The following is a 15320-nucleotide window of genomic DNA, read 5'->3' as shown; positions in this document are numbered from 1 at the left end:
TTTTAATTACTTTTAATGACTAATTCTAATTTTGTGCATCTACATTGTCAAAGTGAATTCTCAGTTGAGAACTCTTTGATTCGCATTCCAAAATTGATTGAAAAAGTACAAGAGATTGGCATGAATTCAATTGCACTAACGGATGAATCTAACCTTTTTACTGCAGTTAAATTTTATCAAAAAGCCACTATTGCTAACATCAAACCAATATTTGGTGCTAGAATTAATATCAAAGATAAAGAAGGTGAGTTTTATTCGGTTTTATTATTGTGTCAAGATTATCAAGGTTACCTTAATCTTTCTGAATTGATTTCTTTGTCTTATACTCAAGGACGTTCGTTTGAGTGCGTTAGTGTAACGCAACAACAACTAATTGATCATAACCAAGGTTTGATTATGATTGCAACACCTATTTATAGTGATGTAGCTAAATACTTAATATCAAATCAAATGATTGAAGCCAAGCAAAAAGCTGAATTTTGGCAAACTATTCTTGTTGAGCGTTATTATTTAAGTGTTCAGAGAACTTCAAGGGAATTTGATGAAGAGCATTTGCATCTTTGTGTTAAATTGGCGCTCGAGCTTGACATCGCTGTTGTGGCAACAAATGATGTGCAGTTTTTAAATGAAAGTGATTTTGATGCACATGAGGCTAGAATTTGTATTTCTCAGGGCGGCCTTTTAGACGATGTGCGACGTGAGAAACACTTTTCTAATCAACAATTTTTAAAATCATCCGAGCAAATGCATGAACTATTTTCTGATTTACCAGAAATTTTAGAAAATACATTAGAAATTGCCAAACGTTGCAATGTGCATTTTAAGTTATTCAAAAAGAATTATTTGCCAGATTTTCCTGTGCCAAAAGACTTAACCATAGAACGATTCTTTTGTGAAGAGTCAGAACATGGATTAGTTCAGCGTTTACAAAACTTAAAAGTTGATACGCTAGTTTATTACCAGCGCTTAAAATTTGAGCTTAATGTTATTATTCAAATGGGATTTCCGGGTTATTTCTTAATTGTTGCAGATTTTATTAGATGGTCAAAAGAAAATGACATTCCAGTAGGTCCTGGTCGTGGCTCTGGTGCTGGCTCTTTAGTGGCTTATGTTTTAGGGATTACTAATGTTGATCCGATTAGGCATGAATTGTTATTTGAACGTTTTTTAAATCCAGAGCGGGTTTCAATGCCAGATTTTGATATTGATTTTTGCACTGATCGTCGAGATGAAGTGATTGATTATGTGGCTAAAAAATATGGTTATAAAAAGGTTTCACAAATTATTACTTACGGTACGATGGCGGCCAAAGGTGTAGTACGTGATGTAGGGCGTATCCTAGGCCATCCTTATGGGTTTAGTGACAAAATATCAAAAATGATTCCTAATGATTTGAAAATGACACTTGAAAAAGCCTTGAGTAAGCCTGAAGAAGGAGGCTCTGAGGAATTACGAGCTCGTTATGATTCAGAAGAAAGCGTAACGGCATTAATTGATCTTTCTAAGCAGTTAGAAGGTTTAGTGCGAAACGTTGGTACACATGCAGGTGGTGTGGTAATTGCACCAAGCAAAATTAGTGATTTTTGTCCAGTGTATAAAGGTTATGGTGAAAATGATGGCGTGGTTTCTCAGTTTGATAAGGATGATATTGAAGCGATTGGGTTGGTTAAATTTGACTTTTTGGGGTTGTCCAATTTAACGGTTATTCATAAGACTGTTAAGCTAATTAGTGCCAAAGGCTTATCAAATGAACCGATTGATTTAGATGCTTTGCCATTAGATGATAAAAAGGTTTATGAGTTGCTTCAGCGTTGTGATACAACAGGTATCTTCCAATTAGAGTCTGAAGGTATGCGTAGTTATTTAAAGAAGCTGCAAGCGGATAATTTTGAAGATATCGTTGCCATGTTAGCACTATATCGTCCAGGTCCATTAGATGCAGGTATGGTAGATGATTATATTAATGTAAAGCATGGTGCGCAGGTTAAATACCCACATCCGATGTTAGAGCAAATCCTTAAACCAACCAACGGTGTATTTTTATACCAAGAACAAGTGATGAAATCAGCACAAGTAATGGCAGGCTACTCTTTAGGTGGTGCAGATTTACTTAGACGTGCGATGGGTAAGAAAAAAGACAGTGAGATGAGTCGCCAGCGTAGCGTATTTGTTAAGGGTGCTGCTGAAAAAGGCATTGATGAAAAAAAAGCCAATGAAATTTTTGATTTGATTGATAAGTTTTCAGGCTATGGTTTTAATAAATCTCATTCGGTAGCATATGCCTATGTGTCTTACCATACTGCTTGGCTTAAATCTCACCATCCTGCGCCTTTTATGGCGGCAGTTTTATCTGGCATGATGGATAATACAGATAGAATTTCATTTACCATTAGCGAGGTTCGGAAAATGGGCTTGGTAGTCAATGGTCCAAATGTGTGTGAATCTAATTATGAATTTAGTATTAATGATGAAAAAACAGTTGCATATGGCCTTGGTGCAATTAAAGGTGTAGGTGGCGCATTGGTTGATGCGCTTGTATTTGAGCGCAATACTAATGGTGTTTACAAAAGTTTATTTGAGTTTTGTTCTAGAATTGAAAAGCGTTATTTGAATAAGCGTGCCATTGAGGCATTGATTTATAGTGGCGCTTTTGATGTGTTAGGTGTGGATAGAGCGAGTTTAATAAAAACTTATCCGATAGCCATTAGACAAGCAGAACAAAAGCAAAATGATTATTTTAGTGGTCAAAAAGGGTTATTTTCCAATATTGAACAACATAATGAATATGAGATGAACTATCTTTCAGCATCAAGTTTTTCGTTTAAAGAGAGGCTGCAACTAGAAAAAAGCGTGTTGGGTTATTATTTTAATGACCATCCTACTGATGAATATAAAACTGATTTAAAGCATATTGGAGCAATATTACCCTCTAAAATTGTCTTTAGAAATAATAAAGATATGCGTATATTGGCATTAATTTCAGAACTACGTTATCGTGCTACTAAGAGTGGTGGACAAATTGCTTTGATTACGGTTGAAGATGGTGCTAAGCTATTAAATGCCGTGATATTTACCAAAACCCTAGGTTTAGTAAGTGATCAACTTATTGTTGATGAAGTAGTGGTAATTTCAGGAAAAATTAATAAAAATTTTAGAGATCAGTGGCAAGTAGTGGTTGATAAAATTGAAAATATTGGAGAAGTTAAAATGAGCTATGCTAGGGGCTTTGAAGTATTATTAAACGCTAAACATCAGTCAATTTTTGATAAATTTGTTAAAGTGTTACTTGATTATAAAGGTAATTGCCCTGTTAAAATCTCTTATATGACTGATAATTTAAGAGGCAGTATGTTACTAAATAAAGCCTATTTGGTAGCACCTAATCAACAATTAATTGACGCTGTTAATGCTTTGGCTCAAGATCAAGTTAGCAGAATTTACTATCATTAGTTGCATTGACGCTGCTAGTAGCGTGCATAATCTAGCCTATGTTGATTAATTGTAGTATCTTTATCTAGAAAAACCTCAATTTTTCCAGGATAACTGGAATTTAAAATATTTATGTTATAATTTTTGTATCTATTTACAACTACTTTTTTGTGTAAGGTTGTAATTGCTTTAATCTTTTTAGGTGCTAAAAATATATTAAATATTTTTAAAACAGACTTTAAACCACAGATATGATCATTATCACCATGAGAAGTAATAATTTTATACAAATATTGGATTTGTTTTGAGTGTAAGTAGGAATAATGACCGCATCACCTATATTAAATTTTGGGTACGAATCACATTTGCAAACTCTTGATCAATATCAAGAATCGTAATAACAACTGATTCTTTGGTTTTTTTAAAAAGGGTGAAATTCAAAGTAATAAGAAAACTAGTGCTAGTTTATGATAGATTAAAGCGCTGAAAATAGTTAGTTTTAGCACTTTGATACTTTTTTGGTGTAATACCACTGATTAAAGTTTTGCAAATATTCAAGTAAAAATGATAAGGCAATTAGGAGTTGATTGGCAATATCAAAACCTAGTGGGGCTAGCAAAGAAAGTTGTAAATGGGAAAATATTGTAACCTATGAATGTAAATAGTGTGCTGATAAAACTAAATATTTGGGATAATGATTAGGTTGTAAAATGGTAAAAAGATTATCCAAAATTAAAAAACCAAACAATTAAAAGCATTATAGTAAAGACTAATTAGTAGTTGAATATAGATAAGCTGAATAATCTAGTGCCTGTTTTTATGTCGACTAGCGTCGTAAATAATAATAGAAACTACATAAAAAGACAGTCAAAATGCCACTCTAAAAATACTGACTGGATTAATGACAAACGCCAATAAAAATACCATGTCATAAAGTTGTAAAATAGAATGATAACGTCTAATAGATAGAAACACCTCGTCACGTGAGATAGGTATGGAAAATCCTGCAATTAGTGCATAAATCAAGGAGATACCAAAATAGCTACCTATAACTAAATTATGTGTATGTATTGAGACCACTAAGAATCCGGAAGCCTCTCACTAAAATGTGAGATGTTGGTGGTTTTTAAGAGTATCCAGTTGTACTCAGATATTATAATAACAAATGCATTAAGTACACTAACAAATTGTAGTTTTTAAAATTTAGATAAGGTTTGTTTAATGTTTTTCCTAAATTTGTTAATCGATGAGTTATTATTTGGCTTAATTATTCTGTTGTTAATGCTACTTTTTGTGTCAATTTTTTTGTAAAATAACTATTATTCATAGTCAAAACTACCTAAATTTTGTACATTTTAGTGTTACTCAAAAACGTCATTGCTCATTAGTTTGCAGTTTCATTTTTCCATTTAAGAATTATTGAACTTTTATTTGATGGTTTTCCAATAATATTAATTAATGTACAGTGCTAACTTTAGATTTTAAAATATAAGCAGAAAACACTCCTATCCAAACAAAACCTAGTAAAAGAATTTGGATACGTTTTGTATTGTTTGAAAGTGATGAAAATAGAAAAAAATATGGCAAAAATTATATATCATTCAAGGTTTGATATTGTTAAGGTATTTTTTAAATGAAAATACCACAATATCAAGTAAAAAACTTAGACTATAAATTAGCATAAATAGTTGACACTAATCAAGGCTTTTTGTAAAATATCATTATTGATTTATCATCGCTAAATATATTATGAAACCCTTGGTTTAACGCGTAAAACTAGTTAAGTTTTCCTCTAAATTTTTTTCAAATCAATTGATAGACATTTTCTCAATTATCAATTATTTATAAATTTTTATAAATAATTGATTTTTAATTAAAAATTAAAACTGATTAATTTTTATTCAAAACCATAAAAAGGTGCAATATATCAACATTTTTAGTGTCTTTTAACGAGATATTAACATATTTATCCACAGTTTTGTGAGTAACTCTATTGGGCGTTGATTTAACAGCATTTTTTGGTATTTATAAGCATTCTTTAATAAAAATTTCAAGAATTTTTTTTGCCACTTTTTTTTTGCTTTTTTTTGCTATTTTTTTGTTTAAATTTTGACTTAAAAAAACTACCTCATTTTCATCCACATTGAAACCAAAGTAAGCATTTGAAACATCATTAAGGATGATGGCATCACAGCCTTTATTTTTTAGCTTTTTTTTAGCTTTTTTTAATGTATTTTGTGTTTCTGCAGCAAAGCCTATGCAAATAGGTTTTTCTTTTAATTTACAAACATCTGCTAATATATCTTTGTTTGGAAGAAGTTCAAGTATTAAATTTTTTCCATCTTTTTTGATCTTTTGATTTTTTGCGTTTTTAACAAAAAAATCACTTACAGCTGCACAAGCAATAAAAATATCTTGACCAGTAATGTTATCCATAACTTTAGTATGCATCTGTTGTGCACTAATAATAGGTATATTGTTAGATTTTGGATTTAGAATAGTGGTGATATTGCCATAAATACAAGTCACTGATGCACCCATTTCAATACAAGCATTGACCAATGCCATGCCCATTTTTCCACTACTGTGATTAGAAATAAATCTAACCGGGTCAATGGCTTCAATAGTAGCACCTAAAGTAATTAACACTTTTTTACCAGTGAGTTTTGTGTTAATAAACTGACTAGCCGTTTGTTTGGCAATACTTAATGGCTCTGCAAGTCTGCCTATACCAACATCACCACAAGCTTGTTCGCCAGATTCTGGCTTAATGATGATTATATGACGACTAATAAGTGTTGACAGGTTATCTTGAAGCGCATGAGATTGATACATTTTTAGATTCATAGCGGGTGCAATGAGTAGCGGCGTATCACTTACTAAAATGACACTACTTAATAGGTCATTAGCTTTTCCTAGAGCGATATTGGCAATAGTATTAGCACTGGCGGGAGCGATTAAAATAGCATCTACCCATTTGGCAAGTTCAATATGTTCCATGCCAAGTTTAGCATCTTCATCCCATAAATTATAATGAACTTTATTTTTTGAGATTGATTGTAAGGATAATTCAGTTATAAATTTAGCGCCTCCCTTAGTAAGAATCACCTTTACCTGAGCACCTAAATCTTGCAATCGGCGTACAATATCAGGTGCTTTATAAGCTGAAATAGAGCCACTAACACCAAGGATAATGTGTTTATTAGTTAGGCTGTTCATTTTAAAGTGGCTGTTATTTTTATGTCATTACTCACCATTCTAACATCAACAATATTCAACTTAATTTTATGAGCCATATTTTTAATAACTAGATTAAGCATTGAATTGGCATTACTACCCATCAATATGGGTGCCATATAAATAATAAATTCATCAATTAAGTTGCTTTTAATCATAGAACCGATTAATTTAGGCCCCGCTTCAAGTAAGACATTGTTAATGCCTTGATTGCCTAATTGAGTTAAAACATTACCAAGGTCCAGTTTTCCAGAGGAAAGTGTTTTAGTGTTGGTTGGGTTTAAGATTAGTGTTGGTGCGTCGGCGTTAAATATATTAAGGGAGGTATTTGTTATTTGATTTTTACTATCAATCACAACACGTAGTGGCGTTAAATTGATATTATCAAGACGCACTGTCATTAAAGGGTTGTCATTAATAATTGTGCCCGATCCAGTCATAATTGCTTGATGGTTAGCGCGTAGTTTTTGTACGTCCAATCTTGTGACTTCTGAAGTAATCCATTTACTTTCACCTGAGCTCATTGAGGTTTTGCCATCAAGACTCATGGCTATTTTGCAACGCACAAAAGGTTTATTGGTTTTCATGTATTTGATAAATCCTTGATTAAGAGTTAATGCATCATTTTCTAACAAGCCAATTTTAACTTCAATACCTGCATTTTCAAGCATGACAACGCCTTTACCATTGACCAGTGGATTGGGATCAAGCATAGCAATAATAACTTTTTTAACGCCTGAGTGAATAATGGCTTGTGCACAAGATGGAGTTTTTCCTTGATGTGAACAAGGTTCTAAGGTGACGTAAAATGTAGCACCCTGAGCTTGGTGGTTAATTTGTTGTAAGGCGTTAATTTCCCCGTGCGCTTTACCAAAGGTTTGGTGGTAGCCTTTGGCAATAATTTTTGTATGTTTTACAATCACACAACCGACCATAGGATTGGACTTTACACCGTATTTTCCTTGGCTGGCAAGTTTGAGAGCAATCACCATATTTTGAGTGTCATTTTTTGAAAAAGTTGCTGACATATTTCAGATACAATTATGAAAACAGTTTACATAAGAATTAACAACATTTTACCTAGAAGAAACAATGTAGATGAATAGAAAAAATAAGTCCTAATGACAGCTTTTACGCAGATTGATAAGCAATTTGACAAAAACTCAGTTATGTTTTTTGGCGAGGATTAAGCTCAAAGCGATATGAGGTAGTTTCTACAGGCAGTTTAAGATGGCGATCTATCTAGGAGTAACCTAAATTTATGGTCCTGAGTTATCAGGTAAAATAACACTGATATTGTAGATGATTGCTGAGATGAAAAACCAGGCAATGAAATACGTGTTTTAAGTATTAAAAAATAAAGTCACATTACTTTTCAAACAAGCAGGATTTTAAATCCTTTATAAATAGGAGATTTCACTTGAAAGTGAAATAATTGATTTGAGTATGAAGCTTTATGCTCATTAAATATTCTTTTTAGATTGGTGTTTGGAAAATCATTGTTTATATAGGTTTATTGATTTTTGTGGTTAAGCATGTCCAAAATATTTAAAAATATACACTTATTAAGAAATTGTATTCATTATTTTATTTATACACTGAGCGGCATGTAATAATCAATCTTTTACAAACTAGGAATTTTTAGATTTTTGCTATTAATTGCATTTATTATCATATTTAGTGTATTTTTCATTAACGCCAATAAAATTACAAATTATGTAATATACTGAATATTAATTTTATTAGAATTCTTATTTTTATAGCGTTCATAATGACGCATACTCAAGATGTAAAAATTATGAAGAAAATATTGTGCAAAGCGTTTATGATTACGAGATGTATGAGCAAGATAAAGGTGTATTTTTATCCGATAAATGATGCGTAGTACTGATAAACAAACCAAGGCTTATAATTTTAAAACTAGAGATATTAAAGTTTTAAAAAAGCTCCTACCTTATTTACTAAAAATGCGTGTGCGTGTTATTTTGGCAACGTTATTTTTAATTGCTGCAAAGCTTGCTAATGTTGCAGTACCTGTTGTTTTAAAAGAAATTGTTGACTCTTTAGATCAAACTAATCTTTTACTGATTTTACCATTAGGGTTGCTTTTTGCTTATGGTACGCTTAGGCTTGCTAGTTCGTTATTTAATGAGTTTCGTGATGCGATTTTTGCGCGCGTTCGTTATCATGCGATGCATTTGATTGCACTTGGTGTATTTAAGCATTTACACACACTGGATTTGTCTTTCCATTTGGATCGTCGTATTGGTGGTATTACTCGTGATATTGACCGCGGTACTCAAAGTGTATCGACCTTGTTGTCGATTTTTGTGTTTAATATTATTCCTTCATTTTTTGAGATATGCTTAGTAATTGGTATTTTGTGGCTGAATTATGATTTTTTTTTTGCTAGTATTTCATTATTGACTGTGATTTTTTATGTCGGGTTTACACTGGCTATTACAACTTGGCGGATGAAGTATCGTTATCAGATGAATGATATGCAATCTGAGGCCAATACCAATGCAGTGGATAGTTTAATTAACTATGAGACGGTTAAATATTTTAATCAAGAAGACTTTGAAGTTAATCGTTACGATGAAATCATGATTCGTTGGGAAAATTTTGCCACGAAAAGTTTTACGTCAATGACGACACTTAACTTTGTCCAAGGGGCAATTATTGCAGTAGGTGTGACCATCATTTTAATTTCAGCATCTCAGGGTGTGGTTAATAAAAGTTTGAGTCTTGGTGATATGATTATGATTCAAGCATTGTTACTACAATTGTTCATTCCTTTGGGTTCTTTGGGGATTGTGTATCGGCAGATTAAGCATAATTTTATTGACATGAATAATATGTTTGATTTGCTTGATCGTCAACCAAATGTGAGTAGTTCTAAAGAGGCACCAAAAATAAAAATCAGTCAAGGAAAGGTCGAATTTAAGCACATCTCTTTTGCCTATGAAGGCAAAGATAAAGTATTGAAGGATGTTAGTTTTGTCATTGATCCAGGACAAAAAGTAGCCATTGTAGGTCAATCTGGATCTGGAAAGTCAACACTGGCCAAATTATTATTCAGATTTTATGACGTGATTAATGGCCAAATTTTAATTGATGGACAAGATATCAAAACTCTTGATCATCGTTCAGTACAATCGGTCATTGGCGTTGTGCCACAAGATACGGTGATGTTTAATGAAAGTATTTATTATAATATCGCCTATGGTAGACAAGGTGCAAGCCAATGTGAAGTAGAAAAAGTAGCCAAGCTTAGTTTTATTGACACCTTTATTGATAAGCTTCCTGAGGGCTATGATACGTTAGTTGGTGAACGTGGGCTGAAGCTTTCTGGTGGTGAAAAACAGCGTTTGGCGATTGCTAGAGTGCTTTTAAAAACTCCACCCATTCTAATTTTTGATGAAGCAACATCGGCACTAGATTCCTATTCAGAAAGGATGGTGCAAAAGTCATTAAAAGAGTTGTCTAGAAAGCATACTATTTTAGTAATTGCACACCGTCTTTCTACCATTGTTGATAGTGATAAAATTATTGTGCTTGGTGATGGACAAGTGCAGGAAAGTGGCACACATGCTCAGTTGTTGGAATTTAATGGTGAATATGCCAAATTATGGCGGTTACAAGTTAATGAAAAAAGTGATGAAATTTGAATTAACAATCGTAGTAAAATAATTTTTGACAGGGAGAGTGGCGTTTGATATTTCAGAGTTTATGCCAGTTAGTAGCTATGATACAGTTAAAGCTATGACACCAGAAGAAGTGATGCATAAATTATTTTATGGAGCACCTTTCTTGGCAATTATACTAGGCACAGATGTTATTAAGGAGCATGAATATTTGCACGTTATGTACTGGCAAGTCTGATACTAACGGATTCTTGTGGTTTTTAGGTGTTCAGTTTGGTAGAGATAAGAAAAATTAATAAAAAAGTGTGTATTTTTGTTCACCCAAAGATGAGACAAAGATTTTTATAAATCCAGAAGAATCTATGTAAATTTAATATAGACTCGGCTCAGATATTGTTATTATTTTTGATGAGTGTACACCTTATCCTGCTAATAAAATAAAAGCTAATTAATCTATGAAATTGTCTTTATATTGGGTTGTAGCGCTTAAAAAATGAGCATAATCGGCTGAAATAGGGTTTGACCGGTTGTGGTTTTGCATGGGAGAGTTGAATGTGGATGAGTCCAAAGAAGAGATAATGGAAGTATTGAAAATTATCTATCAAGTGTTGGTGGCTAAATTTAGTCACAATCCAGAGCTTCGAGATAAGATAAGTAAATTGAATTGAGTTCTTACTAACAACCTTAGAAAGCAGCTCACCTGAAGTTAAAATTATTATTTTGTATAATAAAATTAACCAGACACAATTAGACCAATTTAAAATGCAAACTTTAACATTTTAAATTAAACGAGATTTATTAAGGAAAAGTATTATTTAGTTGTTTGTTAAAATACACATCAAACACTTGACGTGCAATTGGTGCTGCTTTTGAGCTACCATTGCCTGCATTTTCAACAATAATAGCGATAACTATTTCTGGGTTTTCAATAGGGGCAAAGCCAGTAAATAAAGCATGATCTCGTAATTTTTCATCAAGTTTTTCTGCAATATATTGCTCTTTAGCGTCAAGACCGAATACTTGTGCAGTTCCAGTTTTTCCAGCCAAACTATAGGTTAAACCATTATTGAGTCTTCTAGCAGTGCCTTTAGGACCATAGACGGCTTGTTTCATGCCGTCAATTACATCTTCCCAATTTTGAATATTTTTTATTGGAATTTGTATATGATGATCTTTCTTCTTAGATTCAATGATTATATTTCCAGGTACCTGAGTATTTTTAAGCAAGGTCGGCCGAAACAAAAGCCCCTTGTTGGCAATCGCTGCTGTGGCGACTGCAAGCTGCAAAGGAGTAACAGCTATAAATCCTTGGCCAATACCTGTAATTAAGCTCTCTCCTCGATACCAAGGCTCATTTTTGTTAATTTTTTTCCAAGCTTTAGAGGGTAGAATACCAGCACTTTCTCCAGGAATATCAATGCTTGTTTTTCGGCCAAAATTAAATAAGTCTAAATTATCGTGTAATTTATCAATACCCAACTTATCTGCCAAATCATAAAAAAAAACATCACACGATTGTGCGATTGAGTCTTTAACATTTACGTGCCCATGTCCTATTTTTTTCCAGTCGTTAAATTTGCGTTTAACGTTGGGTAATTTATAATAACCTGGGCAGAATATACTACTTTTATTAGTAATAACTCCTTCTTCCAAACCTACTAGAGCTACCATAGGTTTAATCGTAGATCCTGGTGGATATAGCCCTTGAACGGCACGGTTAAGTTGAGGGATATTTGCTGAAGTTTGTAGCTGGTTATAGTTAGTATGTGATATACCATTAACAAACCAGTTTGGATTATAGATGGGCGTACTAACTAGCGTTAATATTTCTCCGTTTCTAATATCTATAACTACAATTGAACCACGTTTTCCCTTAAGTAATGTTTCTGCTTTTTTTTGCATATCTAAGTCAATGCTTAGATATAAATTCTCACCAGAAATAGCAGGTTTAATAATTTTGGTGTCAATAACTCTGCCATTTACATTTCGCTCAATTTGTTGTAAGCCATTAGTGCCATGCAGTAGTATTTCGTATTGTTTTTCAATGCCAGTTTTACCTACAAATAAGGTTCCTAAATAGTTTTTCTTATCGTAATTTTTTTTGTCTTTCTTAGTCATTCTGGAAACATAACCAATGACATGAACGCCGGAATCTTGATTGGGATAAATTCTATGAAAATAAGGTTCTATATCTACGCCAATAAAAGTGTTGTTAATTAAGAATTTTGCAACCTGAGTCTCATTAAGGTTATATTTGATTGGGATGCTATGAAATTTTTGATAACGCTTTGCATTTTTATTAAAGATTTTGATGTCATTATCGTTGATAAAACCAGATTGTTTAAGTTGTTGTAGTGTTTTAATAATATTTTTAGTTTTTTCTTGTGTTAAGGTTAGTCGAAATGCCAGCTTATTAGTAGCTAAAATATTACCATGGCGATCAAATATTTTTCCTCTACTGGGTGTTATGGGTAGAGTATGCATTTGGTTACCCAAGGCTTCTTCTAAGTAATATTCATGATTTACTATTTGTAAATTGTAAATTCTAATCACTAACAAAGTAGTTAGTAAAAACATAAAAATAAGCGCTAACTTCATTCTATAAAAGAATGTTTTGTTTTCAAATTTAGTATTATTTATACCTTGCATTTTGATAATAAAAACCGAACGATTGGCCAAGCCAATGCGCTAGTAAACGGCGCTAAAAATAAATAATAGTTGATGATAAAATCTTGTGTTAATACAAAGGTTAGTAAGAAAAATGCTAGATAAATACTACTAGATATAAACACATAGATTTGTTGAGTACTTAAGTTGGATACAAAAAATGATTGTTTGACATTACTAATAAATAGACTGCTAAATATGAGTGCCAAGGCATTTTGTCCCAAAATATCACCATGTAAAACATCAACAAGCACGCCAAGAATTAGTGCAATAAAAAATTTATTTTTGGTTGGAAAATATACCAACCAGTAGATATAAAAAAGTAACAACCAAAATGCAGATGCATCTAATAATATGTCATTTAAGGGTATTACACTTAAAATTAATGCAAAAAACGTAATCTTAATTAGAAATATATAAGGGTCCAGTATGTTCATTGGTTAATCGGTCACAATAATGACAAATTCTAGTTGCTCTAGTGCTTGAGTAGGTTTTAATTGGATATGCAAGAAAGGCTCGTTTTGGTGTTTTTCTACGCGAATTACTGTTCCTAATGGATATCCATTAGGAAATTTTGAACCGATTGAGCTACTTAGAAATATATCGCCCACTTTAACGTCCAAATTAGGCTCGATAAATTCAACATTTAGTAGATGATTGTTTTCAGCAACACCCCTGCTAATACCACGAATACTATTACGTTCATTTTTAACAGGCACGTGTTGCGTAGGATCGCTGACCATTAATATGGTTGAATATAGCGGCGTTGTTCGCGATACTTGTCCAATAATACCTTTAGCGCTTAAAGCAACTTGACCAACCTTAATACCGTTACTACTACCTTTGTCAATAATAATTTGTTTTTTAAGCCTAGATTGGCTGAGTGCACTTATTCTTGCCAAGATAAAATTTTGTTGCTTGACGGTATAACTTGAATCTAAAAGCGCTTGAAGTTTTTTATTCTCGAGCGTTAAAGCGTTATAGGTTTGTAATTTAGCTTTGAGTTTTAATAGTTTACGGTGTAAATTATTATTATTTCTAATTAATTGATCTTTGCTAGTACCTTGCTCATCAATCCAAATATAAATTTTTGAAGGTAAATTTACCATCATATAGATAGGTGATATTAGGGTTGCAATTGGTTGTCTTAGGTAGTTAAGATATGAGAACTTATAATCAGATAGTATAAGTAGTATAGCGATAATGACAGGGATAAAAAGTTTAAAAAACTTCATGTTGGCGACCCGATCAATCGTTAATCAATATTTAACTACTCAACAGCTAAAAATCCCATATTATGTTCAGATATCATATTAAGCGCATCACCACCACCACGAGCAACACAAGTGAGTGGATCGTCAGCAATGCGCACTGGTAGATTGGTTTCTTGAGCAATAAGCTTATCAAAGCCGTCTAAAAGTGCACCACCACCTGTGAGGACTAAACCATTTTCAGCAATGTCAGAGCTTAACTCTGGTGGAGTTTTCTCTAGCGCAGTTCTAATAGCGCCAACAATCATTTTAAGTGGTTCTTGTAAGGCTTGTAAAATTTCAGTATTGGTTATGTTGAAACTCACTGGAATGCCTTTGGCAACATCACGGCCCCTAAATTGAATTTTTTTAATAGCATTTGATTTAAAGGCAGAACCAACCTCTTCTTTGATTTTCTCAGCAGTAGAGTAACCAATAATAATGCCGTGTTTACGGCGTACGAATTTGACAATCGTGTCATCAAATACATCACCACCTACGCGTAGTGAGTCAGAATATACAATACCATTTAATGACATGATTGCAATTTCAGTTGTGCCACCGCCAATATCAATAACCATAGCACCTGAAGCCTCTTCAATCGCCATACCTGCACCTAGTGCTGCTGCCATTGGCTCCTCAATTAAATAAACATCACGCGCACCAGCACCAACAGCACTTTCTTTAATAGCACGACGTTCAACTTGAGTTGCGCCACAAGGCACGCAAATAAGTACTTTAGGGCTGGGTGAAAAAAAACCAGAACGCAAAACCTTACGAATAAAGTGCTGTAACATTTTTTCAGTAATTTTAAAATCAGCAATAACACCATCTTTCATTGGTCTGATAGCTTCAATAGAGCCTGGTGTTCTACCTAGCATATTTTTAGCATCTTGACCTACAGCAATAACAGTTGATTCTAGCGACCCTTTGTCATTATGAATGGCAACCACTGATGGCTCATTAAGTACTACAGCACCATCCATATAAATTAATGTATTAGCTGTACCCAAGTCGATGGAAAGACTTTGACCTTTTAAAAAATCAAACATAAAATTTCCCAGTTAAATATTCGTAAAATAAAGAGATA

10 protein-coding genes are annotated in these 15320 nt (G+C 32.9%); 3 read left to right on the top strand and 7 right to left on the bottom strand.

What is annotated here, in order from left to right:
- The first annotated feature begins 15 nt into the window (after positions 1–15).
- Complete coding sequence (gene dnaE, locus RMAG_RS03955; protein ID WP_011738149.1) at positions 16–3450, top strand: DNA polymerase III subunit alpha; 3435 nt, start codon at positions 16–18, stop codon at positions 3448–3450.
- Positions 3451–4296: 846 nt separating this feature from the next.
- On the opposite strand, the gene RMAG_RS03945 is transcribed toward dnaE, so the two are convergent.
- The 3 genes from RMAG_RS03945 to ribD all read right to left on the bottom strand — a co-directional run bounded on the left by RMAG_RS03945 (position 4297) and on the right by ribD (position 7694).
- The gene (locus RMAG_RS03945) at positions 4297–4509 is read right to left on the bottom strand and encodes a hypothetical protein (RefSeq protein ID WP_041194926.1); all 213 of its coding nucleotides are present in this window, start codon (positions 4507–4509) and stop codon (positions 4297–4299) included.
- A 945-nt stretch (positions 4510–5454) separates the two neighbouring features.
- Positions 5455–6648, bottom strand: a complete 1194-nt coding sequence (coaBC, locus tag RMAG_RS03940) for a bifunctional phosphopantothenoylcysteine decarboxylase/phosphopantothenate--cysteine ligase CoaBC (RefSeq protein ID WP_011738147.1) — start codon at positions 6646–6648, stop codon at positions 5455–5457.
- Positions 6645–7694, bottom strand: a complete 1050-nt coding sequence (gene ribD, locus RMAG_RS03935) for a bifunctional diaminohydroxyphosphoribosylaminopyrimidine deaminase/5-amino-6-(5-phosphoribosylamino)uracil reductase RibD (protein WP_011738146.1) — start codon at positions 7692–7694, stop codon at positions 6645–6647. Before ribD ends, coaBC begins: the two co-directional genes overlap by 4 nt.
- Positions 7695–8543: 849 nt before the next feature.
- On the opposite strand from ribD, the gene RMAG_RS03930 reads away from it, so the two are divergent.
- Both RMAG_RS03930 and RMAG_RS05860 read left to right on the top strand, forming a co-directional pair.
- Positions 8544–10337, top strand: coding sequence for an ABCB family ABC transporter ATP-binding protein/permease (locus RMAG_RS03930; RefSeq protein WP_024792182.1), 1794 nt, complete (start codon positions 8544–8546; stop codon positions 10335–10337).
- A 37-nt stretch (positions 10338–10374) separates the two neighbouring features.
- Entirely contained in the window at positions 10375–10551 is a 177-nt protein-coding gene (locus tag RMAG_RS05860) for a hypothetical protein (RefSeq protein WP_157834494.1), read from the top strand.
- A 560-nt stretch (positions 10552–11111) separates the two neighbouring features.
- Here the strand turns inward: RMAG_RS05860 and mrdA are convergent.
- Genes mrdA through RMAG_RS03910 form a run of 4 tightly spaced genes read right to left on the bottom strand, consistent with a single transcriptional unit; the run spans position 11112 to position 15282 of the window.
- Positions 11112–12911 (bottom strand): penicillin-binding protein 2, encoded by a 1800-nt coding sequence (gene mrdA, locus RMAG_RS03925; protein WP_268745592.1) that lies wholly within the window; start codon positions 12909–12911, stop codon positions 11112–11114.
- Between the two features lie 38 nt (positions 12912–12949).
- Positions 12950–13417 (bottom strand): rod shape-determining protein MreD, encoded by a 468-nt coding sequence (gene mreD, locus RMAG_RS03920; RefSeq protein ID WP_011738143.1) that lies wholly within the window; start codon positions 13415–13417, stop codon positions 12950–12952.
- 3 nt (positions 13418–13420) lie between these two features.
- The gene (gene mreC / locus RMAG_RS03915) at positions 13421–14215 is read right to left on the bottom strand and encodes a rod shape-determining protein MreC (RefSeq protein WP_011738142.1); all 795 of its coding nucleotides are present in this window, start codon (positions 14213–14215) and stop codon (positions 13421–13423) included.
- A gap of 35 nt (positions 14216–14250) precedes the next feature.
- Entirely contained in the window at positions 14251–15282 is a 1032-nt protein-coding gene (locus tag RMAG_RS03910; protein ID WP_011738141.1) for a rod shape-determining protein, read from the bottom strand.
- Between the last annotated feature and the right edge of the window lie 38 nt (positions 15283–15320).

This window comes from Candidatus Ruthia magnifica str. Cm (Calyptogena magnifica) (genome assembly GCF_000015105.1).
Lineage (GTDB): Bacteria > Pseudomonadota > Gammaproteobacteria > PS1 > Pseudothioglobaceae > Ruthia > Ruthia magnifica.
This window is presented reverse-complemented; position numbering and strand designations above follow the sequence as displayed.

What these genes read in the sequence shown, in the direction of transcription:
- coaBC (WP_011738147.1), bottom strand. Translation starts at nt 6,648, where the DNA reads ATGAACAGCCTAACTAATAAACACATTATCCTTGGTGTTAGTGGCTCT.
- mreD (WP_011738143.1), bottom strand. Translation starts at nt 13,417, where the DNA reads ATGAACATACTGGACCCTTATATATTTCTAATTAAGATTACGTTTTTT.
- mreC (WP_011738142.1), bottom strand. Translation starts at nt 14,215, where the DNA reads ATGAAGTTTTTTAAACTTTTTATCCCTGTCATTATCGCTATACTACTT.
- RMAG_RS03930 (WP_024792182.1), top strand. Translation starts at nt 8,544, where the DNA reads ATGCGTAGTACTGATAAACAAACCAAGGCTTATAATTTTAAAACTAGA.
- dnaE (WP_011738149.1), top strand. Translation starts at nt 16, where the DNA reads ATGACTAATTCTAATTTTGTGCATCTACATTGTCAAAGTGAATTCTCA.
- RMAG_RS03910 (WP_011738141.1), bottom strand. Translation starts at nt 15,282, where the DNA reads ATGTTTGATTTTTTAAAAGGTCAAAGTCTTTCCATCGACTTGGGTACA.
- mrdA (WP_268745592.1), bottom strand. Translation starts at nt 12,911, where the DNA reads ATGAAGTTAGCGCTTATTTTTATGTTTTTACTAACTACTTTGTTAGTG.
- ribD (WP_011738146.1), bottom strand. Translation starts at nt 7,694, where the DNA reads ATGTCAGCAACTTTTTCAAAAAATGACACTCAAAATATGGTGATTGCT.